Origin of the sequence: Nostoc edaphicum CCNP1411 (assembly GCF_014023275.1) — a bacterium.
GTDB classification, from domain to species: domain Bacteria; phylum Cyanobacteriota; class Cyanobacteriia; order Cyanobacteriales; family Nostocaceae; genus Nostoc; species Nostoc edaphicum_A.
Map to the genome: position 1 here is coordinate 7,414,037 of NZ_CP054698.1, position 26,947 is coordinate 7,440,983.

The 26,947-nt window shown below is 42.8% G+C and carries 21 protein-coding genes and 1 pseudogene; 7 read left to right on the top strand and 15 right to left on the bottom strand.

Going from position 1 to position 26,947, the window contains the following annotated elements:
- Positions 1-43: 43 nt before the first annotated feature.
- The 5 genes from HUN01_RS33540 to petC all read right to left on the bottom strand — a co-directional run bounded on the left by HUN01_RS33540 (position 44) and on the right by petC (position 3,508).
- Positions 44-751 (bottom strand): Uma2 family endonuclease, encoded by a 708-nt coding sequence (locus HUN01_RS33540; RefSeq protein WP_181929775.1) that lies wholly within the window; start codon positions 749-751, stop codon positions 44-46.
- A gap of 94 nt (positions 752-845) precedes the next feature.
- A complete protein-coding gene (locus HUN01_RS33545) occupies positions 846-1,448 on the bottom strand; it encodes a hypothetical protein (protein ID WP_181929776.1) in 603 nt (200 codons plus the stop codon).
- Between the two features lie 79 nt (positions 1,449-1,527).
- Positions 1,528-1,650: a hypothetical protein gene (locus tag HUN01_RS36305; protein ID WP_257798096.1), complete on the bottom strand. Its 123-nt coding sequence runs from the start codon at positions 1,648-1,650 to the stop codon at positions 1,528-1,530.
- A gap of 135 nt (positions 1,651-1,785) precedes the next feature.
- Positions 1,786-2,787, bottom strand: coding sequence for a cytochrome f (gene petA, locus HUN01_RS33550; protein WP_181932931.1), 1,002 nt, complete (start codon positions 2,785-2,787; stop codon positions 1,786-1,788).
- A 181-nt stretch (positions 2,788-2,968) separates the two neighbouring features.
- Positions 2,969-3,508, bottom strand: coding sequence for a cytochrome b6-f complex iron-sulfur subunit (petC, locus tag HUN01_RS33555; protein ID WP_181929777.1), 540 nt, complete (start codon positions 3,506-3,508; stop codon positions 2,969-2,971).
- Positions 3,509-3,738: 230 nt separating this feature from the next.
- Here petC and HUN01_RS33560 point away from each other — a divergent pair, with 230 nt between their 5' ends.
- Positions 3,739-4,047: a DUF3067 family protein gene (locus HUN01_RS33560; protein ID WP_181929778.1), complete on the top strand. Its 309-nt coding sequence runs from the start codon at positions 3,739-3,741 to the stop codon at positions 4,045-4,047.
- Between the two features lie 72 nt (positions 4,048-4,119).
- Here HUN01_RS33560 and HUN01_RS33565 read toward each other — a convergent pair whose 3' ends face one another.
- Together HUN01_RS33565 and tatC are read right to left on the bottom strand one after the other, a co-directional pair.
- Entirely contained in the window at positions 4,120-4,452 is a 333-nt protein-coding gene (locus HUN01_RS33565; protein WP_181929779.1) for a tRNA-binding protein, read from the bottom strand.
- 73 nt (positions 4,453-4,525) lie between these two features.
- Positions 4,526-5,320, bottom strand: coding sequence for a twin-arginine translocase subunit TatC (gene tatC / locus HUN01_RS33570; protein ID WP_181929780.1), 795 nt, complete (start codon positions 5,318-5,320; stop codon positions 4,526-4,528).
- Positions 5,321-6,021: 701 nt separating this feature from the next.
- Between tatC and HUN01_RS33575 the strand changes: the two genes are divergently transcribed.
- Both HUN01_RS33575 and HUN01_RS33580 read left to right on the top strand, forming a co-directional pair.
- Positions 6,022-6,252 carry a hypothetical protein gene (locus tag HUN01_RS33575; RefSeq protein ID WP_181929781.1) on the top strand — a complete coding sequence of 77 codons (231 nt, stop codon included), beginning with the start codon at positions 6,022-6,024 and terminating at the stop codon, positions 6,250-6,252.
- 34 nt (positions 6,253-6,286) lie between these two features.
- Positions 6,287-7,144: an SDR family NAD(P)-dependent oxidoreductase gene (locus HUN01_RS33580; protein ID WP_181929782.1), complete on the top strand. Its 858-nt coding sequence runs from the start codon at positions 6,287-6,289 to the stop codon at positions 7,142-7,144.
- 607 nt (positions 7,145-7,751) lie between these two features.
- Here the strand turns inward: HUN01_RS33580 and HUN01_RS33585 are convergent.
- Positions 7,752-8,003: a hypothetical protein gene (locus HUN01_RS33585; RefSeq protein ID WP_181932963.1), complete on the bottom strand. Its 252-nt coding sequence runs from the start codon at positions 8,001-8,003 to the stop codon at positions 7,752-7,754.
- Positions 8,004-8,559: 556 nt separating this feature from the next.
- On the opposite strand from HUN01_RS33585, the gene HUN01_RS33590 reads away from it, so the two are divergent.
- Entirely contained in the window at positions 8,560-12,852 is a 4,293-nt protein-coding gene (locus HUN01_RS33590; protein WP_181929783.1) for a PAS domain S-box protein, read from the top strand.
- A 202-nt stretch (positions 12,853-13,054) separates the two neighbouring features.
- The gene (locus HUN01_RS33595; RefSeq protein ID WP_181932932.1) at positions 13,055-13,438 is read left to right on the top strand and encodes a protein tyrosine phosphatase family protein; all 384 of its coding nucleotides are present in this window, start codon (positions 13,055-13,057) and stop codon (positions 13,436-13,438) included.
- 287 nt (positions 13,439-13,725) lie between these two features.
- On the opposite strand, the pseudogene HUN01_RS33600 reads toward HUN01_RS33595, so the two are convergent.
- Positions 13,726-13,926: pseudogene (locus HUN01_RS33600) on the bottom strand (HetP family heterocyst commitment protein); the annotation flags it as partial.
- Between the two features lie 890 nt (positions 13,927-14,816).
- Between HUN01_RS33600 and HUN01_RS33605 the strand changes: the two are divergent.
- A complete protein-coding gene (locus HUN01_RS33605; protein ID WP_181929784.1) occupies positions 14,817-17,228 on the top strand; it encodes a sucrose synthase in 2,412 nt (803 codons plus the stop codon).
- On the opposite strand, the gene HUN01_RS33610 is transcribed toward HUN01_RS33605, so the two are convergent.
- Positions 17,180-17,428 (bottom strand): hypothetical protein, encoded by a 249-nt coding sequence (locus tag HUN01_RS33610; RefSeq protein WP_181929785.1) that lies wholly within the window; start codon positions 17,426-17,428, stop codon positions 17,180-17,182. The two genes, HUN01_RS33605 and HUN01_RS33610, sit on opposite strands and share 49 nt — an antisense overlap.
- A gap of 51 nt (positions 17,429-17,479) precedes the next feature.
- Here HUN01_RS33610 and pgmB point away from each other — a divergent pair, with 51 nt between their 5' ends.
- A complete protein-coding gene (gene pgmB / locus HUN01_RS33615) occupies positions 17,480-20,485 on the top strand; it encodes a beta-phosphoglucomutase (protein ID WP_181929786.1) in 3,006 nt (1,001 codons plus the stop codon).
- Between the two features lie 76 nt (positions 20,486-20,561).
- On the opposite strand, the gene HUN01_RS33620 is transcribed toward pgmB, so the two are convergent.
- The 5 genes from HUN01_RS33620 to HUN01_RS33640 form a co-directional block, all read right to left on the bottom strand.
- The gene (locus HUN01_RS33620) at positions 20,562-21,014 is read right to left on the bottom strand and encodes a nitrate reductase associated protein (protein WP_181929787.1); all 453 of its coding nucleotides are present in this window, start codon (positions 21,012-21,014) and stop codon (positions 20,562-20,564) included.
- An 82-nt stretch (positions 21,015-21,096) separates the two neighbouring features.
- Positions 21,097-21,555, bottom strand: coding sequence for a phosphate-starvation-inducible PsiE family protein (locus HUN01_RS33625; protein ID WP_181929788.1), 459 nt, complete (start codon positions 21,553-21,555; stop codon positions 21,097-21,099).
- A gap of 298 nt (positions 21,556-21,853) precedes the next feature.
- Positions 21,854-24,067, bottom strand: coding sequence for a molybdopterin oxidoreductase family protein (locus tag HUN01_RS33630; protein ID WP_181929789.1), 2,214 nt, complete (start codon positions 24,065-24,067; stop codon positions 21,854-21,856).
- Positions 24,068-24,316: 249 nt separating this feature from the next.
- On the bottom strand, positions 24,317-25,819 hold the full coding sequence (locus HUN01_RS33635; protein ID WP_181929790.1) for a NarK family nitrate/nitrite MFS transporter: 1,503 nt from the start codon (positions 25,817-25,819) through the stop codon (positions 24,317-24,319).
- Between the two features lie 226 nt (positions 25,820-26,045).
- Positions 26,046-26,885, bottom strand: a complete 840-nt coding sequence (locus HUN01_RS33640; protein ID WP_181929791.1) for a nitrate ABC transporter ATP-binding protein — start codon at positions 26,883-26,885, stop codon at positions 26,046-26,048.
- Positions 26,886-26,947 lie beyond the last annotated feature (62 nt).

Below are 26,947 nucleotides of genomic sequence, written 5' to 3' on the forward strand. Positions count from 1 at the left end.
AATTAACGGCAGTAGGGTGGGCATTGCTCACCCTAATTATTAGCTAAAGGCTATCTGGATCAATATTTAATTCTCGGAGTTTAGCAGCTAATCTTTGCGCTTTTTGCTCCGTTTGCTGTCGAGCCTCTTCTGCGGCTTGTCGTGCAGCTGCTTCCTCTTCATGAGTTAGGAGTATTTGACCCGTAGCTGGATTGTAAAAGCGCAGTTTTCCCGCCTCTAAACGCAATTCTAGCCCCAAAACTTCACTGGATAGGGATACTGTACCACCTGGCAAGATATTGGTTGCCACTGGGAAATAATTTCCATCGACCAACTGTAAACCCTGAAGTTGGGGATTGAGATAATCGCCTGTGGGGTCATATTGAAAATATTCACGCACTCCCAGAAAGGCGTAAATTCCTTTCTTTGCACCTTGGTCTTTGCTGCGGGTGGTTTTTGAGGTAATCTCTAGAACAAAAGCTGGGGTTTGATTATTTTCTTCCCAGGTTTTGTAAGAGCGTCTGTCACGGTTTTCCACTCTAAACACTACAAATACATCTGGAGCTACAACTGATTCTGGATAATTTTTTTCGTAGTAAATAAATAGATTACCAGCGACGTATACATCTGGATGATTTTGAAAATAAATCCGTAGCGCATTTATTGCATAAGCCAAGTAACTGAACTGGATATCTCCTTCAGCCATCGGCTTACCATCCTCATCTGGGTACTCAATTGGGGTAACGGGGATATACTCTACTGAGGCTGTCATGGGTTAATACCTCAATTCAACTAGGGCTAGATTTAATTTAACCTTGTTTTAAGTTGTAGGTACCTGCACATCAATTTAATTATCAGAGTTGAACTTATGCATAAAACCAGAAAATTATTCTAATCTCATGAGGAGATCCTAATTCGAGAAGTTCTTCAATAAACTGTTCAGAACAACCTACATATTCTTTATAACTTGTCACCCAAGATACTTCAGTTGTTTCAGGTTCTTGTTTCCAGTTTGGCAGCACAAAATAGAGCTTTTCTCCTGCTGGAAACTCAGCCGGAAACGAAGCACCATCCTGAAATAAGTGTGCATACTGATGTTTTACGTATGCCCATTGAGTTACATACTGATTGTCCCAATCATAATCTATAATTTCTTGAAGCAATAACCAAGAATGTCCAAAGTCCAAACCACATTGGTTTTCTGAAAAATATTTTTTGTAGAAATCATTCATATCTTCAGGAAAACCTCGTGGTTCTGAAATCGGCTCTACGACAGCGTACATTGTCCGGCGTAGATTATCTTGACAAACGCCAGCAAGTGCCGCAAATAATTTATAGGGTCGTCCAATTTCAGTAGATTCTACAGGTACAGTTTTTCCTTTAGACCATTCTTTTTTTACAGGTTCGGGAATCGGTTCCCACTTTCCATTTCTATGAGCCTCTGCGTAAAGAGTTATATCTATCCCCATATTTATAACTTTCAAATACAGCTACTAATCATTTAGCATTTGGTAAATTAACTAATCTAATTAATTGATAAAAAAGCCATTAATCTATAATTACATCAGCTAGTAACTCATCCATTTCATCGCTCATTTCTTGAGTATAAGGAATTAGTTTATAAGGTTTCTGCATAACATCATTCATCAAAAAGTCAAGGAAAAGTCTCATTATAATGCCCTCATCTTCATCAAGATTAACATTCATTATCAGTTTCTAATCTAACTAAGAAATAGACTTGGAAGCATAACATATAAAAAAGACAGGCAAGATGCCTGTCCTACAAATAATGATTTAGCAAAGAATTTAGAAATTCATCTCAGCAGCTTGAACTTTTTCAACCTGCTTCTTCTTCAGCACAAGCATAACTTGAGCCAACATTACAAGAGCGATGAACGCAATCATCCATTTGACTCTAGAAGCGTCTTGCAGTACGATTTCTGCATCTATTTGACCGAATCCACCGACGTTCGGGTTACTAGTCAAAGCATCACCAGTCTTAACTGCTTGACCTTCGGAAACAAGTAGGTCTGGGCCTAAAGGAATCGTATCAACGACAACATCACCCGATTCAGGTTGGATGTTAACTAGATATTTAACGTTACCGTCTCCATCTTCCTCTTTGGCAATCTTGGTAATTGTGCCAGTAGCGGAAGCGTTGTAAACAGCGTTATTGCTCTTTTCGCCAGTAGGATAAACTTGTCCGCGTCCCCTATTACCACCTACGTGAACTGAATATTTACCAAAGTGGATGTTTTTGTCGGTTGCGGGGTTGGGAGAAAGAACTGGGAAGACGATTTCCTGATACTGTTCTCCGGGTAAAGGGCCGACGATGACGACGTTATCTTTGCCTTCGCTGTAGGGTTGGTAGAAAGTGTCGCCAACTTCTTCTTTAAGTTCTTCGGAAAGACGGTCTTCAGGAGCAATCTTAAAGCCTTCGGGTAGCATCAGTACAGCACCGACGTTCAAGCCAACCTTAGAACCATCAGCACCAACTTGCTGGGCGGACAGATCGTAGGGGATTTTCACCACAGCTTTGAATACAGTGTCAGGTAGCACCGATTGGGGAACTTCTACTTCTGTAACCTTGGCGGCTAGGTGACAGTTGGCACAAACAATTCGCCCTGTTGGTTCGCGGGGGGTTTCGGGATAGGTTTGCTGTGCCCAAAAGGGATAGGCGGCAGCTGACTGGGGAAGTGCTAGATCGCTGGTGAAGTAAAATGTCACAGTAGCGATCGCTATGAGCAATGTTTTTACAATCGCTCTAGCACTGCGAGTTAACCTCGCTGTTAGGAAAACATTTCTCATCTCTATAAGGGCGACAATTGAATTAGTCATTAGTCATTGGTCATTAGGAGTGCTGAGTGCTGAGTGCTGAGTTAGGAGTTAGGAGTTAGGAGTTAGGAGTTACTATTATCTCCTCTGCCCCTCTGCCCCTCTGCTTCTTCACTCCCTTACTCAGCACTCAGCACTTTGCACTCAGCACTGATTAACCCCACCAAGGTGCATCACCTGTGCGGAAGTCGGTTTCAGTCCAAGGGGTTAAAACGATTTTGTCGTCGTTGACGCTGGTATGGGCTAAAGCCAGAGACAGAGGTGCTGGGCCCCGGACAACTTTACCAGTTTCGTCATACTGGGAACCATGACAAGGACACTTGAATTTGTTCTCAGCAACGTTCCAAGGGACGACACAACCTAAGTGGGTGCAGATGGCGTTAATGCCATAATCTTTGATCGCCTCTTTGCTGTCTACCACAATATAGGTAGGATCTCCCTTTAGTCCTTGGACTAGGTTGCGATCGCCTGCATTCCGGTTTTCTAGAAATTTAGCGACGCTAACATCGTTACCTAGCTCGTCTTTTGCCGTTACTCCGCCACCAGCGCCACCAGTGGCGGGTGGAATAAAGTAGTTGACAACGGGATACAATGCACCCAGAGCTACTCCAGTGACAGTCCCAAAAGTGAGCAGATTCATGAACTGACGACGCCCCATATCGGGCACGTCTGCTGATTCAGAAAATTGAGCCATAATCTACGCGCTCTTTGTGTATTTTGTTAAGCATTTTGACAAAAGTACTAGTAACTTGAGGAACTCTTGTCTAAGTCGAAATGCTAGCGCTCACAACGATGCCATACTTCTTTGTTGCAAGATATAAAAAGCATCTTTTCTGTTAGCATTACATTTCTTTATATCCTTATCATACTGGAGTCACGGAACTTAACATCATAACTAAATGTAAAATCTGATTGAGAAAAGCTATGACAGGACAGGAATTACGCCAGATGTTGCTTGATAAGTGGGGATATTCTTACGATGTCCAGTTCCGGCGGGCACAGGGGAAGATATTTTTGCAAGTAATGTGGAAATATCTAGAGCAAGCTTCTTTTCCCTTGAGCGAGGTGGAGTACCAAGAACATCTCGATAGCATTGCCAATTATCTTCATGCCTTGGGTGGGTCAACACAGGTACAAACTTTTATTGCCCAAACACGCGATCGCCCCCGGCTCGGTAAGGCTGTTAGCATTCCTCTAGATTTGGGTGAACGCACTTCGGAATGGATATTATGACCTGCTATTGCATTAATGTTAATAAATTTCTTAATATTTACAGTATTTTAATTACAAAAATACCATAGTATGCTAGAGAATTCTTTTGCCCACTGCTACATCTCTATCTGGCTGAATTAATACAACTTCTCCATCGTCTAGCACTACTCCCAAGACTAAAACTTCCGAAATAAAATCGGCAATTTGACGGGGTGGAAAGTTAGTAACAGCTAATATTAATCTGTTGATTAATTCTTCTTGCTCATAAAGTTTAGTAATTTGGGCACTAGATTTTTTAATGCCCAAATTACCAAAATCTATCCACAATTTATAAGCTGGTTTTTTCGCTTTAGGAAACTCTTCAACTTTGATGACTTTGCCAACATGAATCTCAATTTTTTCAAAGTCACTATAGCTACTAAACATTTGGTCAAAAACTCAGCAAGAACATCTTTTTAGCTATTTCCTGTAACCTGTAACCTGTAACCTATTCCATCTGTTATTTACCTGTGAGCTTCACCAGTCCAACACCACCGAAATAAAGCCCTAAAACTGCTCCAGCTAAAAGACTTTGAGTCAGGGGGTCAGTAGAAGGTGTCAGAACGGCTCCTAAAACAACTGCTCCCATAATTACGTAACGCCAACCAGAAATCATGCGTTCAGACGAGACAATGTTCAAATTACCGAGCAAAAGTTGGATGATGGGAATTTGAAATGCTAAACCAGTGCTGAATAACAGTAGCAGAACAAATTCAAAATATTTATCAATTGACCAAAGTTGTTCGACTACATCTGCTCCGTAGCTGATGAAAAAGTTCAAAGCTGCGGGGATAAGAAGTAAATAGGCAAAAATTAACCCCGCTCCAAATAGCACACTCGAACCCAAAACCACAGGCCCCAGTAAACGGCGTTCGCGGCGAGTTAGTCCTGGAACTACAAACTGGATAATCTGGTAAAGAATGAAAGGACTAGAAAGTATCAAGCCAGTGTAGGCTGCAACTTTGAGGGAGACAAAGAAATATTCTCCAGGTGCAAGTTGGAGAAACTTTACTCCTTGTGCTGGAACCTCAAGTAGCTGGACAATTGGCTTAACGGCAAAGAAACAGCCGATAATGCCCACTGCTACAGCAATCAGCGAATAGAAAATCCGCAGTCGCAACTCTTCTAGGTGGTCGAAAAGGGACATTTCGATTTCACCTGGCAACTCATCAAGAGGATCATTGTCTGAGTTGCCATATCCTTCTGAATCGAGATTGGGAACGTTTACAGTATCTACGTCTTGTGAAGGCGTCATGAGTCAGCTAGTAGGCAACATTTATAATTGAGTGATTGCTGAGTAAGGATTCAGGAGGCAGGAGATAGGAGGCAGGAGGCAGGAGGAACCCACGTTTTAAAACGTGGCATTGAATCTTGGACGCAATGCAAGTCGTGCTATGCATCTCGATACAATTCTTCTTTTAAACTGGGCAATGACCCAGCAATTTTAGTTTTTATTCATACTTCTTTCCTCCTGCCTCCTGCCCTCTGCCTCCTGCCTTCTTTGTAATTGTTTTTTGTGAGCAGTATTTTAACTCAGCACTCTTCATTATTTTATCTGGGGAATGCAGCTACCCAAGATATGTTTTTGGGTGCTGTGGGTTTTTTGTCCTGTTTTTTGGGCTTGCATCTGCATAAGTTAGTAGGAAGCCATCTTGTAGGCAATGCCTAACCTAAAAAAGGGTGGAACCGATAATTTAAAAATCACGTCTCTGCGGCTAGTAGTCTGTCCAACTAGTTTTGATGGTTTGTAGTAAGCACTTTAGTGCTTAAAAATCCAGGACTAAAGTCCTGACTACGAACTTATTCACCCACCACAACTAATAAAACAGACAACTAGTAGCGCTGGGTAAATTTACACAACATCAACATATAATACTCAGTTTTGAAAATCCGGTTCATCAAGGTGGCATCTCATCTATACATAGCGCAATCGGAAATTTTTAGCTGAGGTTGGGTATGAACCGGACAATTTGCATTGCCCTGCTGGCATTGCCTGTTTATTTATACAATGTTGAGCTAAGTACTACAAGTAGTAGTGACGTGCCAATTGTCAAAAACCAGTTTCCCATAATAACTGCTCTAATTGATTACAGTACAAATGCTCAGTCATATATCTTGCCGTGGCAAATATCGGCTAGAGATGACCAAACCGAAGATTGCCTTCGTGCTGGCATTTGCAAGGATTGATAAAAGAAGGCAGTCCCATTATCAAAGAAAATTAATGGTTGTAAAAAATCAACGTACAGTAGTGGTTACAGGAGCCTCGACAGGAATTGGTCAGGCGTGTGCTTTGCTTTTAGACCAGTTGGGCTTCTCTGTTTTTGCTGGTGTACGTCAAGAGATTGATGCTCAAACACTGAAACAGAAGGGATCACAAAGGCTCATTCCGATTTTTTTAGATGTTACCGACGCTGAATCGATCGCAGCTGCGGTTGATACGGTAACAAATGCAGTCGGTGGTGCGGGGATTTTAGGTTTAGTGAATAATGCCGGAATTGCCGTCCCTGGCCCCTTAGAATTATTAGCGATCGCAGAATTTCAACAACAAATGCTCGTGAATGTCACCGGACAATTAGCAGTGACACAAGCATTTCTTGGTCTATTACGCCAAAGTCGGGGTCGAATTGTCAATATGGGTTCCATCGCTGGTAGAAGTCCTGCGCCGTTCATGGGAGCTTATAATGCGTCAAAATTTGCGCTCGTTGCACTCACTGATGTGATGCGGATGGAATTACGACCTTGGGGAATCTCAGTTTCTATTATCGAACCTGGTGCGATCGCTACTCCAATCTGGGAAAAGTCCCTAAGTCAATCTGCAATAGCACAGCAGGATCTACCACAATCGGCACAAAATCTTTATGGTCAGGCGATGAATATTGTACGTAAGAAAATGCAGATTCTCGCATCTAAAGGAATTTCTGCGGATATTGTCGCTCAGGCTGTTGTTCATGCGCTCACTGCAAAACAACCCAAGACACGCTATCTCGTTGGACAAGATGCCAAACTTGGAGCTGTGCTGAAGCAAATTTTACCCGATCATCTGCATGACCGGATAATTTTATACTCAATGGGTTTGTAAATTACTTGTTTGTCAGTTTACAAGTACAGCACGGCGTAAATACAACTACCATCTTAGGACTTACGCATTGACGCCAAATAGAAAGCATACAGGGCTTGAAAAACCATATCTGTCTAGCGGCACAGCAATGCTCATAGGTGTCAACTTAACGCTAAACCGCACGTCCGCCAGCACGTCCGCCAGGGATTGTAAATCCCTGTCTCATAGCTAAAGTCCTCTGAAGAGGACTTCATAGCGCAAAAATTTTCAGTCTACTTCAGTAGACTTGAGCAATTAGTCAGGGATTTACAATCCCTGGCTGGTGGGTGAACAACACCCAATCAGTACGCTATTTTTGGCTTAAGTTGACACCAATGAGCAATGCTGTGCCCCTACAGCGCGGGTTTACCGATCATCAAAGAACAATTAATAAAGGCATGAAACGACCTATTTTCGTAAATACATACCATGATTAATTTGTACAGTGCGTAAGTCTATAATCATTCTTTTCGACTGATATTTGTGTCAGTTAATACTTAATTAGTAGGTTACAGCCTCGCATTCTATGGCAATTTATTACTGAAATCAAGAAACAATAATTATACTAACCTATTCCAGCTAATTGGTATTATGTAGACAACTCTTCTAGCCCTATCCATTCAGTGATAGATTGCCATTGCCTTACGTAAACAGTGGTGTTTCTACCTTTTTCTTTTTGAGCTTTTTTAGGTAGTATTCCCATGACAGCATCGGCAAACGAGCTAGATTCATTCCAGTTATAAATAGGCATCTCTTGCCAGCAGTGGCGACAAAACCAGTAAGTTTCTGCACCGCGTATATGTTCTAAAAGTACACTTGAACAGCAAGGACAGTAATTCATATTTTTCTCAAATCCTGTGAATAAAAGTGTTATTGCAAATTAGGGCAGCCAGTTGAGAAGCCCGTAGATATTTAAAACAATCTGTCTATATTTTGACTATAGTCTTTGAATATGAGGAACTTGTGAGGAAAGTTAAAATACTTAATAATTCTATAAAAGTTATACACACTTCTTAAGTAATGCTTTTGATCTATCTCTTCACAAGATCCTTAAATTATTTTTCGTATCATCGATTAATTTCAAAGATTTCATCCTAACAAGACTAGGAATTAAGGTAATCTCTTGAGATAACAGATCATCTATCTCTAATTTGACAATAGAATGAGTTTGGCGACTCTAAAATTCTATCTACTTCCTGGTTTAGTTACTAACTTGTTCTATATACCCTGTATTTAGTCTTATCAGATTTACAGGGCAGATTTATCAATATAAGTGATGTTTTCCCTATTAAAACCGAAGAGTTCCCTATTTTCAACAATTTACTTCCTCTAGCGAATGCTAGCTTCTACTAGTCTGTCCTGATATCAAAAAGATCATTAGAATTGACAAATTAACCATGCGATTCAACGATCAACTGATTAACTTACCTCGCTTAAATCATGTTATTAATCGTTCTCCATTAACGATTAGCCCTGATAGTTTTGTAATTGAAGCGATTGTCTTGATGAGTCAGGAAAGATGTAGTAATTATGCACCTACAAGCTTCAATTTTTCGTTGGATTTAAACCCCAGAAATCAAGTCTTAACTGGTTGTGTCTTGGTTCTGGAGAGTGGGAAATTATTAGGTGTTTTTACTGACAAAGATGTAATTAGTCTTATAGCTTCGGGAATAAACTTATCCACGATGACAATGGCTGAAGTGATGACACAGCCAGTAGCTACCCTTATACAATCAGATTCTCAAGATATTTTCACCGCTTTATCGTTATTGCGTCAGCATCAAACTCACTATTTGCCCGTTTTGGACGATCGCGGGCAAGTGCTGGGAATTATTACCCAGACTAGCTTGCTACAAGCCTTTGACCTGATCAAAATTGTTGGGGTGGTTGAAGGTTTACAGCAATTTTTACAAAAACCCACAGATGAATTCCAGCCGGTTAATCAGCCAATTGAGATAGAGCAAGTCCGCTGTCAAACTCAAAATAACTTAAAACTATGGGTTGAGGCACAATCGGCTGAAATCATGGAAGTTAATCAGGAACTTCAGCAAGCTCTTGAAGAACTCCATGTAATAGAAGAAGAACTGCGCGAACAAAACGAAGAGTTGGCCGTTGCCCGTGAGCAAATAGAATTGGAACGCCAGCGTTACCAGGATTTGTTTGAGTTTGCTCCAGATGGTTACTTGGTAACTGATGCCGCAGGTATTATCCAAGAGGCTAACCAAGCAGCAGCAAAATTGCTGGCTGTCCGCCAAAAATATTTAGTCAACAAACCATTAATTTTATTTATTACTCGCCAAGATCACCAGACTTTTACCACCCGACTGAATAATTGGCAGCAGATACAGGAGTGGGAAGTCTACCTCAAACCACGGGGAGGTAGAATTTTCCCGGCTAGCATTAGAGCTGCTGCCATGTATGATTCAGAGGGGGATCTTGTTGGTTGGCGCTGGTTAATCTGCGATATTAGCGATGTCTACGACGAGCTTCGCTTACGCCAACAGGCAAAGGAATCACTGCGCCAAGCTTACGAGGAATTAGAAAAACGAGTGGCGGAACGGACAGCAGAACTTGTCATGTCCAACGTTCTGTTGCAACAAGAAATTACCGAACGCCAACGCGTAGAAGTTGCATTACGACACAGCGAAAATCTCTATCGCCAACTCGTGGAAAGCCAAACTGACATAATTATCCGCCTTGATTTGCAAGGGCAAATTACCTTTGCCAATGTGGCTGCTTGTCAAACCTTTGGCTGGAAAGAAGATGAGTTTTGTGGCCAGTCATTTTTCCAGTTCATTTATCCAGATGACTTGCCTCAAGCGATGGAAGATATGGCAATTTTAGGGTCTTCATTCCATCCCTTGACTAATCTTGAGCGACGTGCATTGACAGTCAATGGTATCCGCTGGTTTCAATGGAATGCGATCGCAATTCATAATGACAAAGGAGAAGTTGTTGAAATCCAAGGGGTAGGTAGAGATATTACTGAACAGCAAGCCGCGCTACACGAACGCCAACTTGCCGAAGCAGCACTGCGCCAAAGCGAGGAGAAATTTCGCACTTTTGCCGAAAACACCCACGCAATGATCTGGATTGGTAGCCCAGATTCATTTCATCCTTTGTACATTAGTCCTGCTTATGAGAAGATTTGGGGTCGTTCTTCCCAGCATCTCTTTGAGCAGCCAGACTCCTGGATAGACAACGTTCATCCAGACGATCGCGATCGCGCCACCCAATCAATCGAGCAACTGCTTAGTGGTAGTCAATCTATTTCAGCAGAATATCGGATTTTGCGACCAGATGGATCAGTGCGCTGGATTTGGAATCGGGGCTTTGCTGTCTATGATGACCAAGGAAAAATTAACTATTATGGTGGCATTGCCGAAGATATCACAGAGCGCAAACTGGCAGAAGAGTCACTGCGCCAGAGCGAGGAGAAATTTCGCACTTTTGCCGAAAATACCCACGCAGTTATCTGGATCGCCAGCACAGATTCATTCCGAACCTTATATGTTAGTCCTGCCTATGAGAAGATTTGGGGTCGCTCTTGCCAAAGTCTATTGGAGCAACCTGAGTTATGGATAGACACCATTCATCCAGACGATCGCGATCGCTTAACCATTGCAGCAAAGCAACAGCTTATTAATGAGTCGGTTTCAATAGAATATCGAATTTTGCGACCTGATGGATCGATGCGCTGGATCTGGGATCGAGGCTTTGCTATCTCTGATCACCAAGGAAAAGTTCAGTATTATGGTGGCATCGCCGAAGATATCACTGAGCGCAAACTGTCCGAAGAGTCACTACGAGAAAGTGAAGCGCGATTGAGTTTAGCTACCGAAGCAGCCCAAATGGGCATCTGGGATCGGAACCTGATCGCTAATACTTGTATTTGGTCTGCCAATATGGGGCCACTTTATGGTCTACCGAGCAACACCTTATGTCCAACCTTTAAAGACTATTTCAATTTCATCCATCCAGAAGACCGCGAATCTGTGGCTGCGAGCATCGCTCGCATGATTGAGCAAGGAAAGGGATCTACAGAATATCGAGTTATCTGGCCCGACGGCAGTTTGCACTGGTTAAATTGCAAAGGTCAAGTCTACTATAACGAACTCGGTCAGCCGATTCGGATGATCGGCACAAATCGGGATGTCACAGAGCGCAAGCTAGCGGAACAAAAAATCTTTGAACAAGCCGCTCTACTTGATATCGCCACCGATGCCATCTTGGTTCGAGATTTCCAGTCTCAAATCTTATTCTGGAATCAAGGTGCAGAGCGGATGTACGGTTGGCTTTCTACTGAGGTTATAGGAAAAAATATCCGGGAGATTTTATATCCAGCAGGAACTCAGCAGCAACTAGAAGAACCGCTCAAAAGCATAATTGAGAGTGGCTCGTGGCAAGGTGAGTTACATAAAATTACAAAATCCGGTCAAAAAATTATTGTGGAAAGCCGCTGGACATTGATGCGCGATGCTGCGGGAGAACCCAAATCTATCCTGACTGTTGATACTGATATCACCCAAAAGAAACAACTCGAAGAACAGTTTTTTCGTACCCAGCGATTGGAAAGCCTTGGTACCCTTGCAGGTGGTATTGCCCACGACTTGAACAATGTATTGACACCAATTTTGGCAGCGGCTCAATTGGTACAGGGAAAATTTTTCCAAGACGAGGAGCGTTCTGGGCAACTGCTGGCACTTGTAGAAAGCAATGCCAGACGCGGAGCAGCTTTAGTAAAGCAAGTCTTGTCTTTTGCACGAGGATATAAAGGAGAGCGGGCAATTATCCAAATCGAGTACCTAATTTCAGAAATTATCCAAATTGCTCAACAGACATTTCCCAAATCGATTGAATTTTCCACAGTTATTTCAGAAGACATTCGGGCGATCGCTGGGGACAACACACAACTGCATCAAGTACTGATGAATCTGGTAGTAAATGCCCGCGATGCTTTACCAGATGGCGGTAACATCAAAATTTCTGCGGAAAATAAGTTTATTGATGAAGCTTATGCCAGAATGAATCTCGATGCCAAAGTCGGGCATTACATCGTGATTACCGTTGCCGATAACGGAATTGGTATACCACCAGAAATATTAGATAGAATTTTTGAGCCATTTTTCACCACAAAAGAAGTCAATGCAGGTACGGGACTCGGCCTTTCAACAGTGCTGGGTATTATTAGAAGCCACGATGGTTTTATCAAAGTGTCTAGCAATGTTGGTAAAGGCAGCAAATTTAACCTGTTCTTACCAGCTGTGGAAGCAATCCAAGAGTCCAAGATAGAAGAGATGGAACTGCTCCCAGGACAGGGAGAATTGATTTTAGTTGTAGATGATGAAGCGCAAATTCGGGAGATTGCCACAATCATCTTAGAAAACCATAACTATAAGATACTGGCTGCCAGTAATGGCATAGAGGCGATCGCACTTTATGCCCAACATAAGCATCAAATCAATGCTGTATTGATGGATATAATGATGCCGGAGATGGACGGAATTACCGCTATTCGCACCTTGAAAAAAATGAATAGCCAGGTTCAAATTATTGCTTGTAGCGGACTGAACTCAATGGAGGTGTTTGCCCAAGCCACTGATGCTAATGTGCAAGCAGTTTTATCAAAACCCTATACCGCCAGAGAATTATTGAGCAGTTTACACAATCTATTCAGAGGGTCGTGTTGAGTGCTGAGTGCTGAGTGTTGAGTGCTGAGTGGGAAATCTCACTTCTTTACTCGGAACTGTTTTACCCAATGCCCAATGCCCAATTCCCAATGCCCAATGCCCAATGCCCAATGAAAAATGACAAATCCCTCACAAGTTCCTCAAATTGTTTTCCTAAGATTAAAATGTGGGCAACGTCGGGAGAATGGGGTTAATCCGGCTGATGAATATTGTTAGGAAAATTAATGATGAGTTAGCGATCGCAGGGCAAGTTACACTATATCAGCTAAAACAAATAGCTGATGAGGGTTATAAATCTGTACTTAATCTACGCTTGCCCGACGAAACAGGCTTACTGGTTGATGAACAGCAGAAGACTGAGCTTTTGGGATTGTACTACGTTAATCTCCCAACTAAATCTGAAGATATTAATAATCAAGGTACGTTCCAGATATATCAGACGATAATTGAATTACCCAAACCAATTCTGATACATTGTGATAATTCAATTCGTTCAGCCGCAATAGTATTGTTGTATATCGCCATCAAACAAGGCATAACATTTGAGAAAGCACTAGAAAAAATTATTAACTTAGGTTTAATATAAGTAATTCGTAATTTGTAATGACGTTTCTACGTCACTAACGCTGTGCTAACGTAATTCGTAATTTTTGAGTTTCCAGGATTGCGAAAATCCCCACCTTCTCTGCAAGATGCTAACGCGAACAATGTACTAATACCAATTTGAAAAAAATACAACAAATAGACCATCTGTAGAGACGCGATTCATCGCGTCTTTACCCAAGGATGTCTTGCAATCATTAATTGAATGGGTATAACAAGGTGGGGATTGATTGTGAATAGGTGATGACAATTGCATCCAGCAAGACATCATAACTGGCTATTGTCTTTCATTAAACGGCTGTAAGTTCGTTGGGGAATAAAGTGGAGTGGATTGTAGCCAACGAAACGCAAAATCAGTACACAAGCCCAGGAATATCGTCCATCAGTAATGGCTTCCATAACCTGTTCTAATTGTTCTGGACTAATGGCTTTGTGAAAATTTTTCTGAGAAGAAGAAATGTGGTAGTTCATAGCTAACCCTGATGTAAGTTATCTAAATCGAGGTGTATCAGTTTATTCCACCATATTCTGTTTTCTGAATTGGCTTGAGCAATATATCTGCAATACAACGACGACGGATGATAATTTTGGCAGTGACTATATTGATTAGCCTTTAATCTGCTTACATTTGGTTTGTTTATGCTAAAACTTGCTGGATTTAATTGATTTCAGGGCTTACGCAAACAATAGCCGAAAAGAATGATTTTCAGGTAGGGGCAATTCATGAATTGCTCCTACAGCATATAGTTTTGCGTAATTCCTATATTTATAGGATGATGTTCTACTGGCGTTGGCGTAGCCCACCGTTCGCGTAGCGTCTCGTAGAGAAGGTATCGCTCAAATTTTGCTGTATTGCTTAATCGGGAATAGTGTTTTATGCCTGATTGAGAACTAACTTATATACATAGAATAATCTGTCTTTGCTGCCACTCCAGCCAAATTGGCAGTTTTTTAAGTTTGGGCATTGGGGAAAGACTTGCTAAAACTTCCTCCCTGCTCAATAACTGCCTTTTTAGTGCAATACTCTATGCCCAATCTCCAATCCTCTAAGAGTATGTTTGAAAAGTGTTTCGCTGTGACTTTAGGCACTTTTAGATCCCCCCTAACCCCCCTTAAAAAGGGGGAACCAGAATCAAAGTCCCCCTTTTGAAGGGGGATTTAGGGGGATCTAAAATTTTTGATACTGACAAGAGAACTTTTCAAACATCCTCTAATACCATAGACTTACAGAGTTTCATCCCAGAGCTAGACGTAAAGATTCTTACAGTTATTTATCATTATGGGGGAAATGTACCTCAGAAAAGCGGAGACTGAAAAAAAAATGAGGTCGTGACCTAGCTAAATTTCTGGAATTCGTCATCATGTATGAACTAGTTCAAGCTGTCTTCAACGGTGATGAAAAAACTGCTCTACATCAGTTAATTTATGCGTTGAGTGTTTCAGGTAAGCGTTACTTCCTGAGAAATGAGATTTTGCAATCTTTTGCTGATTACTGTCATCAATCCCAAAAGCCAGCCTATTTTTACTACTCTTCTTCTGTTGGCAAACTGATACAGTACACCCACGAAATAATTCTCGAAGAGGAAAGTACTTGGTTTGTGATTCGACCCACAATTGCTAACCAAGAAGTTTGGAAATTGACAGCAGATTTGAGTCGGTTTGAGCAAATGACGCCTCAAGCGCTGTTAGATGTGAGAGATCGCTCAGTCAACCGCTACCAACCCCATATCCTCGAAATCGACCTCCACCCCTTCTATGAAGGTTCCCCAAGAATCGACGACCCCAGAAATATAGGTCAAGGTTTAGCATTCCTCAACCGTTACCTGTGCAGTCAATTGTTGACTGACCCCCAATATTGGGTAGAAATGTTATTTCAAGCGTTACATGGGCTGCAATACGATGGTATTCGCCTATTGTTGAGCGATCGCATTTCCTCTGGTATTCAGTTAGCCAAACAAATTAAGCCAGCCCTCAAATTGCTGAGTGAGCGATCGCCTGATGAACCTTATGAAAACTTCCGCTTTGACCTTAAAGAACTAGGCTTTGAGCCAGGTTGGGGTAACACTGCGGCGCGAGTCTCTGAAACCTTAGAACTTCTTGACCGGCTTATTTACTCCCCAGAACCCGGCATTTTAGAAACATTTGTAGCCCGCGTCCCCGCCGTCTTTCGCGTCGTCCTCGTTTCCATCCACGGCTGGGTTGGACAGCAAGATGTTTTAGGAAGGGATGAAACACTTGGTCAAGTTATCTACGTCCTCGAACAAGCCCGCAGCTTAGAAAATGAACTGTGTGAACAAATTAAACTCGCTGGACTCGACCAGCTAGGCATTAAACCCCATGTAATTATTCTCACCCGATTAATTCCTAACTGTGAAGGAACATTTTGTAACCTGCACTTAGAAAAAGTTGAAGATACTGAAAATGCTTGGATATTGCGCGTTCCTTTTGGTGAATTCAATCCAGAAATCACGAATAATTGGATTTCTAAATTTGAGATTTGGCCTTATTTAGAACAATTTGCTCTAGATGCAGAAAAAGAATTACTAGCTCAATTTAAAGTCAAACCTAATCTTATTATTGGTAACTACAGCGACGGGAACTTAGTAGCTTTTCTCCTATCTCGCCGGATGAAAGTTACCCAGTGCAACATTGCCCATTCCTTAGAAAAACCTAAATATCTATTTAGCAATTTATATTGGCAAGATTTAGAAGATCAATACCACTTCTCGGTACAATTCACCGCCGATTTGATTAGCATGAATGCTGCCGACTTTATCATCACATCATCCTATCAAGAAATTGTCGGCACACCTGATACTGTAGGTCAATACGAGTCGTATAAATGCTTTACGATGCCGCAGTTGTATCATGTAGTTGATGGCATTGATTTGTTTAGTCCTAAATTCAATTTAGTGCCGCCGGGAGTAAATGAAACTATTTTCTTTCGCTACAGTCAAAAAGAAGACCGAGATTCTCACCTTCGTACCCAAGTCCATGAACTACTATTTAGCCGCGAAGACACCCAAATCTTTGGTCATTTAGATCAACCTAACAAGCGACCAATCTTTGCCGTTGATACCATCACTTCAATCAACAATCTCACTGGTTTAGTTGAATGCTTTGGTAAAAGTCAGGCGTTGCAAGAGCGTTGTAACCTGATTATCTTAAGTAGTAAACTACATCCAAATGAAGCGATAAACTCAGAAGAAGCAGAAGAAATTCAAAAACTCTACGACATTATCGATAAATGTAATCTTTATGGCAAGATTCGCTGGGTGGGGATGCGTATCCCTAGCAGTGAACTCGGTGAAACCTACCGAGTAGTTGCAGATTCTCAGGGAATTTATGTTCATTTTGCCCGCTTTGAATCCTTCGGACGAAGTATTTTGGAAGCGATGATTTCCGGCTTGCCAACTTTCACTACTCAATTTGGCGGTTCTTTAGAAATTATCGAGAACCAAGAAGACGGATTTCATATTAATCCGACGGACTTAGAAGGAACAGCCAAGAAAATTTTAGATTTCCTTGATAAATGTGATACTCATGCTGAACACTGGCAAGAAGTTTCAGAATGGATGAGTCAGCGAATTCATCACAAATATAATTGGCATTTACATAGCAATCAATTATTACTACTTGCTAAAATGTTTAGTTTTTGGAACTTTGTTGCCCCCGAAAATAACGAAGCCAGAGATCGGTATATGGAAACCTTATTTCATCTGATTTATAAGCCAAGAGTCGAAAAGATTTTGGAAAAACATATGGGTGGGTGAGGGACTGGGGACTGGGGAATGGGGAATGGGTAATGGGTAATGGGTAATGGGGAATGGGGACTGGATTCATCCACCTCAGATACTCGTTCATCCACCTCAAAGACTCGTTCATCCACCTCAGATACTCGTTCATCCACCTCAGATACTCGTTCATCCACCTCAAAGACTCGTTCATCCACCTCAAAGACTCGTTCATCCACCTCAAAGACTCATTCCCCATTCCCCAATCCCCATTCCCCAATCCCCAACTTATGTATACAAAAGGTCGTTCTCGCCATTTTATCTACACAGATTGGATATTAATCGAAACCCAGTTTGACCCTGAGCAATTACACTCGAAAGAAACCGTTTTTACAATTGGCAATGGATATCTGGGAACAAGGGGCTGTTTTGAGGAAGGTTATCCTCATGCATTGCCAGCTACTTTTATCCACGGTGTCTACGACGATGTGCCAGTGGTGTACACTGAACTGGTAAATTGCCCTGACTGGCTACCTTTGATAGTGATTGTGAATGGCGATCGCTTCCGTCTCGATCAAGGTGAGATATTGCGCTACGATCGCCAGCTTGATTTACGTCAGGGACTTCTGGGCCGTTCTTTGCGTTGGCGTTCTCCTAGTGGAAACACTATAGACATCGGCTTTGAACGCTTTGCTAGTCTTGCAGATCCCCATGTGTTGGCGCTACGCTGCCATCTAACGCCAGTAGATTTTGATGGGTTAATTGAAGTTCAAGCTAGTATCAATGGCTATCCAGAAAACCAGGGTTTCAATCACTGGGAAGGACTAGATCAAGGCAAAACCGACCAAGGAATCTGGTTGCAACGCCGCACTCGCAGTTCCCGAATTGAACTTTGTGTGGCAGCTAAGGTGACAATATCGGGTACTGAAGCATCTTTACAAGTCAGTACCGCACCTGGTTATCCCACTTTAAGCACTACCTTCTTAGGTAAAGCGCAACAGACTGTAACTGTAGAAAAACTCGTGACAGTTTTTACCTCGCGGGAGGTGGAAACACCAGTCTTAGCCGCTCAAGAAAAACTCGCGCACCTGCCAGACTACGCAACCTTATTAAAAGCTAATGAGCAGGCGTGGGATGAGGTTTGGCAGCAAAGTGACATCCTCATTGAGGGGGATAGCACAGCTACTTTTGCTGTTCGCTACAATCTATTTCAACTGCTGATTGCGGCTCCACGCCATGATGATCGGGTGAGTATTCCGGCGAAAACTCTTTCGGGGTTTGGCTATCGCGGTCATATATTTTGGGATACAGAAATTTTTATGCTGCCTATGTTTCTGTTTACCCAACCAGCGATCGCTTGTAATTTACTCAGTTACCGCTGGCACACCTTACCAGGAGCGCAACGCAAGGCAGCCCATTACGGATATAAAGGGGCAATGTTTGCCTGGGAAAGTGCTGTTACCGGAGATGAAGTGACACCACGTTGGGCACTCGAAAGTAATTTTTATGGTGAAGACGTGCGGATTTGGTGCCGCGATCGCGAAATTCATATCAATGCAGATATCCCTTACGCCATTTGGAACTACTGGCAAGCCACTGGTGATGATGACTGGATGCAAAAGGTTGGCGCAGAGGTGATTTTGGATGCCGCTATCTTTTGGGGTAGCCGAGTCGAATTCAATCCTGAGCGCGAACGATACGAAATTCGGGGAGTGATTGGAGCGGATGAATACCATGAATTAGTCCACAACAACGCCTTTACAAACCGGATGGCGCAATGGCATCTAGAGAAAGCGATCGCAGTTTATGATTGGTTGACTGACAAATTTCCCGAACGAGCGACTGAACTAGAACAGAAACTAAAACTAACCTCCCAAGAGCGATCGCACTGGCAAGATATCGTCGCCAAAATATTGTTTCTCTATGATCCATCAACAGAACTAATTGAGCAGTTCGAGGGATTTTTTCAATCGGAAGATATCGATTTAGCAGATTATGAACCACGCGATCGCTCCATGCAAGCTATCTTGGGTGTTGATAGAATCAACAAATATCAAGTAATCAAGCAGCCAGATATCTTGATGCTGCTTTATTTAATGCGGGAATCAGCAGATTTTCCTTACAGCGAAAAAGCGTTGCAGACCAACTGGGACTACTACGCACCCCGCACGGATATTACCTATGGTTCGTCCCTTGGCCCGGCAGTTCATGCCATCTTAGCTTCAGATTTGAGCAAATCAATCGAAGCTTACGAACTGTTTATACGGGCGTTAATGGTGGATCTTGAAGATAACCGAGGTAACACCAGTGATGGAATTCACGGCGCTAGTGCTGGTGGAATTTGGCAAGCTGTAATTTTTGGGTTCGGCGGCATTCAACTAACCGAAAACGGGCCTGTAGCCAACCCCCATCTGCCTCCAGGTTGGACGCGCCTGAAGTTTAAACTGCACTGGCGGGGGAAATGGCACGATTTTGATTTGCATCAGGGATTGGGCATTGGGCATGGGGCATTGGGTATGGGGCATGGGGAATTGGGCATGGGGCATGGGGAATTGGGCATGGGGCATGGGGAGAAGGATACAACGGAGATAACCAATGCCCAATTCCCAATCCCCAATTCCCAATCTTCCAACATCCAAGGATTTATTTTCGATCTAGATGGTGTACTAACAGATACAGCAGAACTTCACTATCTAGGTTGGAAAAAGCTAGCAGATGAAGAGGGTATACCGTTTGATCGGGAGGCTAACGAAGCGCTGCGCGGTGTATCCCGTCGTGCTTCCCTCATGCTAATTCTTGGAGATAGACCGTATGCGGAAGCACAAATCCAGGAGATGATGGAGCGGAAGAATCGCTACTATGTGGAATTGATCCAAAATATGACACCCCAGGATTTGTTGCCAGGTGCGATCGCCCTCTTGGATGAACTGCGGCAAGCTGGGATTAAGATCGGTATCGGTTCAGCTAGTAAAAATGCCCAGACTGTGATCGAGCGATTGGGCATTGCTGACAAAATAGATGCGATCGCTGATGGTTATAGTGTGCAGGAACCAAAGCCAGCACCCGACCTATTTCTATACGCAGCCAAGCAGCTAGGAATTGAACCAGAGCAATCTGTGGTTGTAGAAGATGCCGCTGCGGGCGTTGAGGCAGCTCTCGCCGCTGGGATGTGGGCAGTAGGACTTGGCCCCGTTGAACGAGTTGGAGCCGCTCATGTTGTCTTACCCAGCCTAGAAGGCATTACATGGGCAGATTTACGAGAGCAATTGAGTCACGTTTCCAGACAAAAACGTTAAAGCAATTCGCAATGACGCTCGCGGACTCGCTACCGCAATTACGTTTTGTGACGGGGATTTAAACCCCCAAAGTTGATTAAAGCAGATGAAATTCTGCGATCGCTCTGGGAAAGTTTTTATTTTCATGTCCTGGCTGGCTGAGTTTAATCAAGGCAAAACGCTGTAAGGGCGTTAAAGCTGACCACTTTTGCTGTGTCAGGGTTACACCTATTTCTTGAGCTTTTTCTTGAACGCTAGGTGGTACATTAGCAGAGTCAAGCCATGCGGGATGAGGCTCGATGGGCAATTTTTTCGCTGGTATACCCGTGCGTTGTAAAATTAACTGCTGAATATGTTCGCGGTAAGACTGGATTTCCGTTTCTGTAGTGCAAGGTAATTCGGCTAAAGCTTGACGCTCGGCTGTAGTCATTTGATTCCAATCAGGCAATTTTAGCTTGATGCCACAAGTATCTAATTTGCAACGCACCTGCATAGGAATGCAACGCAGGGAATCAACAAAGTCTGCTTCAAATTGAAAGAAATCTGTCATTGTTCGGCAAACCTAAAGTTGATGGAGAATTGGGAATGGGGAATTTTTATAACTTCTGCCTCCTGCCTCCTGCCTCCTTCAATTAACTTGCATCTTTGGAATTACTGAGACGAATTATTAAATAACTAATTGATAAGGCAAGAATAGCTATCCCTAAACCAATTATATCAATACCTCCAACTTTTTCTAAGTCAAGAATAATAATTTTTCTGGCAACTGCTATTAAAGAAGTAACAATAACTAATTCAACCTGAAAAACGTGTTTTCGCAAATATGCCGTAATATTTTCTAAGATTTCTAAAGCAATTAAAATATTTAAAAATAAACCGAAAATTTTATATAATGTTGTGTTAAACTTACCATAAGGCGCTGTAAATAACTCTTTAAAAATAAAGAATCCTAAATCTGCGATCGCTACCAAAATTACAATTACCATGAAAATAGATAGAGCTTTAGAAACCAGCACTTCTATGTTTTCGATCATGTGCATGAAGTTCTCATCTTTAGTAGCTCCTAAAATTCGCCTCAGTAACTTTTTCATAGTAATGCTGCACCCAATTCTAAAATAAAATAAAATCCCATAGATTAATCTAAAGGATTAAAAAAGATGACTTGCTAATACTTTGTAAATTTTCTATCTGTTTTTATTCTTTATCCATAGCTAAAATCGAAGCAAGTCAAACCTTTCTTACTAAATATTTTACCTCTTTGAATATGTTAATTGGTAACAGTCAAAATTAGAGAGTCATAAAAAATAATAATAACTATTGATTATTGATCATTGACAAAATAGCTTATTTCTGATTATAAATTATCACTTTAGAGGTACACTTAGCAGCTTACCATTGTGAGGATTGGAGTTGATGATTTTTGATTGTAACTTCCACAGAAATTGGTATCAACTGTACCGCACAGGCTTTTAATTCTGGTTGCAGCGAATCGGGGCAAGATTCTGGATGGGTGAGGGCGTTAGCTTCGGCATTGTCTGCCCACAGCGAACCCCAGTGCATGGGGACAAAAACTGTACCAGGCGCGATCGCTTTTGTGACTTTAGCAGGAAACTTCGCTTTACCCCGACGCGATCGCACTTCTACACTTTGATTATCTACAATACCTAACTTAGCAGCATCACGGGGATGAATTTCGATAAACGGTTGGGGATGCATTTTGCAAATTTTTTCAATTCGCCCGGTGCGTGTCTGGGTATGCCAATGTCCGTAAAGTCGTCCATTAGTTAGCACAAATGGATAATCTGGGTCTGGTGGTTCTGCCAATCCCTTTGAATAATATGCCCCAAATCGAGCGCGTCCGTCAGAGGTGTGAAAGCGCAAATCAGTATATAATCGCTTTCCTGAAGTTTCTCCCCCTGCTTCCCCTGCTCCTCTGCTTCCCCTGCTCTCTTCTGGGTGAGGCCATTGAATCGGCCCTTCTAATTGTAATTGCGCGTGACTGATACCCGTCATCTCGCAGGGGCGAGTTTTAGTTAGTTTGACAAACTCAGCGTAAACTTCAGCAGAGTTAGCAAAGGCAAATTCTTTTTCAAAACCTAATCTCCGTCCAACTTCAGCGAAAATTTCCCAATCGGCTTTCGCTTCTCTTGGCGGTTGGCGAAATGCTGAACACAGAGTTACCACTCGTTCGGAGTTTGTCATCACGCCAGTTTTTTCACCCCACTGGGCTGCTGGTAGCAAAACGTGAGCGTAGGCAGAGGTTTCTGTAGGATAATAGGCATCTTGGTAGATGGTGAAAGGCGATCGCAATAACGCCTTTTTCGTTCGCTCCAAATCTGGCATACTCACAGCTGGATTAGTAGCCGCAATCCACAGTAACCCTACAGCATCATTTTCCAACCCAGTAATCATATCCCAAGCAGTCAAACCGGGATTGGGCGAAATCTGTCCTGGCTTGAGTCCCCAAAACTCCTCAACTTCTGCGCGGTGCTGGGGATTTTTCACCACCCGATAACCTGGTAATAAATGCGCTAAACCTCCGGCTTCTCTTCCTCCCATTGCGTTTGGCTGACCAGTGAGGGAAAAAGGGCCAGCGCCAGGTTTGCCAATCTGTCCAGTCATCAGGTGCAGATTAATGATCGTTCTTACCTTGGCTGTTCCTTCCGAGGATTGATTCACACCCATTGACCATAAAGACAGTACCCGCTGCGATTCACCCCAATAGCGAGCTGCTGTTTCTAAATCTTCAATGCTGATTCCACATCGATGAGCTACTATTTCTGGGGGATAGTGGCAAATCACTTCCGCATAAGCCGGAAAGTTACTGGTGCAATCATCCATGAACATCGTATCAACGTAGTTCCAGCGCATCAACAAATGAGCGATGCCGTTCAACAGGTCGATATCTGTACCGGGACGAATGGCTAAATGCAAGTCAGCGGCTTCTGCGGTTGGCGTGCGACGGGGATCAACCACAATCATTTTGACTTTACGGTTCTTTTTGTGATACTTCTCCAGTCGGTTAAAAACGATGGGATGACATTCGGCTGTATTAGTGCCAATTAAAAATGCACAGTCGGTTAACTCTAAATCTTCGTAACAGCAAGGCGGGCCATCTGAGCCAAAGCTTTGAATGTAGCCAGACACAGCACTAGACATACACAAACGGGAGTTGGCATCAAAATTATTAGTACTCAGACAGCCTTTCATGAGTTTCTGGGCTATGTAATAATCTTCAGTTTGAAACTGACCAGAACCATACATACATAAGGCTTCTGGCCCTTGGGTGAAGCGTACTGTTTGAATGCGCTGCGTGATGAGATTAAAAGCTTCATCCCAACTAACGCGGCGAAACTCTTGATCTAAGGAGTCTCGCACCATTGGGTAATGTAATCTATTTTTATCTAAAGATTCTGCGATCGTTGCACCTTTGACGCAAACCATTCCTTGACTGGATGGATGGGCTTTATCACCCCGCACTCGCCAAATTGGATTACCTTGGCTATCTCGATTAGTTGCTTTGTTCTGTTGGGCTGGAGGTGAAACTTCTAAACCACAGCCAACACCACAGTAAGGACAAAGGGTTTTGGTAAATTCACTCATGGCGGTTGTATTATTTTTTTGTTTTGATTGTGCAACCTCAGATGTAGCGACTGTTTGAAAAGCGCAAGTTAATACAGCTTTGCGTAAAATCGTGGTGAATTGAGGGGTGAAATTTAAACGCAGAGGGGAGGCAGCGCGTTGCGGGGGTTCCCCCCGTTGTAGCGACTGCCGTCGCGCAAAGTAGAGCGCAGAGGAGCGCAAAGTTTGTTTGAGTCTATTCGCTACGAACTATAAGAATTTATGACAGGTCTATTCTTCTGCTAAAAAGTTAGGATTTTTAGTTGCGGTTTCTGGTGCTTCGCCTTCATAAGCAGCAGCAAAGGAACCTTTTGGTTCTTTGAGGAAGAAGGCACACATAAAAGCACAGATTAAAGCAGCTATACCCATCGTGGTAAATAGCGTTGGAGCGTCGGTTAAGCTAAAAATTGTTAGGTAAACTACGCCGCCAAAATTCCCGTAAGCTCCCACATTGCCGGCAATTTGTCCAGTGGCTTCCTTCTTAATCATGGGTACGATGCTGTAGGTTGCACCGCAGCCAGCTTGGGCAAAGTAAGCGGCAAACATTGTAACTGCGATCGCTAGCGGAATTGGCCAGCTACTATTAATAAAATGTGCGGTCAAATAACTAAAACCAATGCCGATACTGATAATTGTCATTGTCCATTTACGGGAGCTAAATTTATCAGAAATTAAGCCACCACTGGGACGAGAAATCAAATTTAAGAAAGGATAGGTAGCGGCAATCATTCCAGCGACAACATGCTCTAAAGCAAAGGTTTTTTCAAAGAATGCCGGGAGCATGGAAACAACTGCCAATTCGCTACCAAAGTTAGTGATGTAAGTGAATTCCAGTAAAGCTACTTGACCAAATTGAAAGCGTTCAGATGGAGCGTAAGTTTTTTTACCACTTAGAAGTTCTCGATTTACCTGCCAAGCTTGGTAACTTTGGTAAGCAAACAATCCTGCTAATAGTAACCAAGCCAGATACATTTGGCCCAAAGTTAGGAAGTGAATATTCTTTTGTTCCAAGCGCCAAGCTAATAAACCTAGAGCGAAAATCAAACCAAAATTAGAGATAATTAGCGCCCAGAAGCTTTTAACGCTCGTCACTTCTAGAGAACCATTTTTCTTAGGTTTTTTGTAAACTTTACCAGTGGGCGTATCTTGAACGCTGTTGTAATAAATTACGCCGTAAATAGCAGTAATTATCCCTGTAAGTGCGATCGCAAACCGCCAGTTAGAAGCACCACCAGCGAAAAAACTAGTAGAAACTGCAAGTATCGGCAAAGCAAACTCTGCACCAAAAGCCCCAAAGTTGCCCCAACCGCCATAAATGCCTTGAGCAATTCCCATCTCCTTCGGCTGAAACCATTCCGCCACCATGCGGATACCCACAACAAACCCAGAGCCGACAATTCCCATCAGCAAACGACTGATGACTAATTGATTAAAATCTTGCGCTAGCGCCGTCGCCAAACAAGGAACCACCGCAAACATTAACAGCATTGAATAGGTGATTCTGGGGCCGAAACGATCCAGAAGCATCCCAATAATGAGCCGTGCAGGGATTGTAAGGGCCAGGTTACAGATGCCCAAAGTTTTGATTTGCTCAGGCGCTAAACTTAATTCTTTGCCAATCGTTGTAGCGAAGGGAGCAAAATTAAACCAACAGACAAAGGTGAGAAAGAAGGCAAACCAAGTTTGATGTAAGATGCGGTAGCGATCGCTGAATGAAAATAATCCTTTAAGCATTGCAATCTTTCTAATTGAAGAGGACGGTAGGGGAGCAGGGGGAGATGAGGGAGCAGGGGGGAGCAGGGGGGAGCAGGGGGGGAGCAGGGGGAGGCAGGGGGAGGTAGGGGAGGTAAGGGAAGAAAATAATTAATGACCCTTGACTCTTGTAGAGACGCAATTAATCGCGTCTGTACTCTTGACAAATGACCAATGACAAATGACAAATGACTCCGCAAAGCGGTAATTACTCGTCAGCGTGAGCAAATCGGCGGAAGAGGAAGTCTAGAGCGTAATTTCGCAGGTTATAGTATTCCGGGTCTTCCATGATGCGGCGACGATTGCGGGGACGGGAGAAGGGAATATTCAGGATTTCACCAATGTGAGCAGATGGGCCGTTAGTCATCATCACAACTCTGTCTGCGAGGAAAAGCGCTTCATCGATGTCATGAGTAATCATTAGTACGGTGACTTGATGTTCACGCCAGATTTCCAGGAGTTCTTCTTGTAATTCTTCTTTTGTGATGGCATCTAATGCCCCAAAGGGTTCATCGAGAATCAAAACTTGCGGACGGATGGAAAGGGCACGAGCGATCGCAACTCTCTGTTTCATCCCACCAGAAAGTTGATTGGGTTTTTTGTCAGCTGCTTCTGTGAGTCCCACCATTGCCAAATGTTCTCTGACGATCGCCCGCTTTTCTGCCTGGGGTTTTTTCGGAAACACCGAATCAACAGCGAGATAAACGTTATCAAAGACACTCAGCCAAGGCAGTAGACAATAATTTTGGAATACCATCATCCGGTCTGGGCCTGGTTCGGTGATGGGTTTGTCTTGCAGCAGGACAATACCATCGGTGGGAGTATTAAACCCAGAAACCATGTTAAGCAGAGTTGATTTGCCGCAGCCAGAGTGACCGATTATGCAAACAAATTCACCCTCGCGCACTTTCAGATCAACTCCATCCAGTACGGTGTAGGGGCCTTCAGAAGTTGGATAAATTTTGCTTACACCTTCAATCACCAAAAAATTTTCTGCTTTTTTCGTTTGCTGTTGATTGATTTGGGTTTTGCTGTTTACTATTTGCATCGTAAGTTTATCTATGAGTAGTTTGTTATTTGTTCTTTGTCAGTCACAAATGACCAATGACT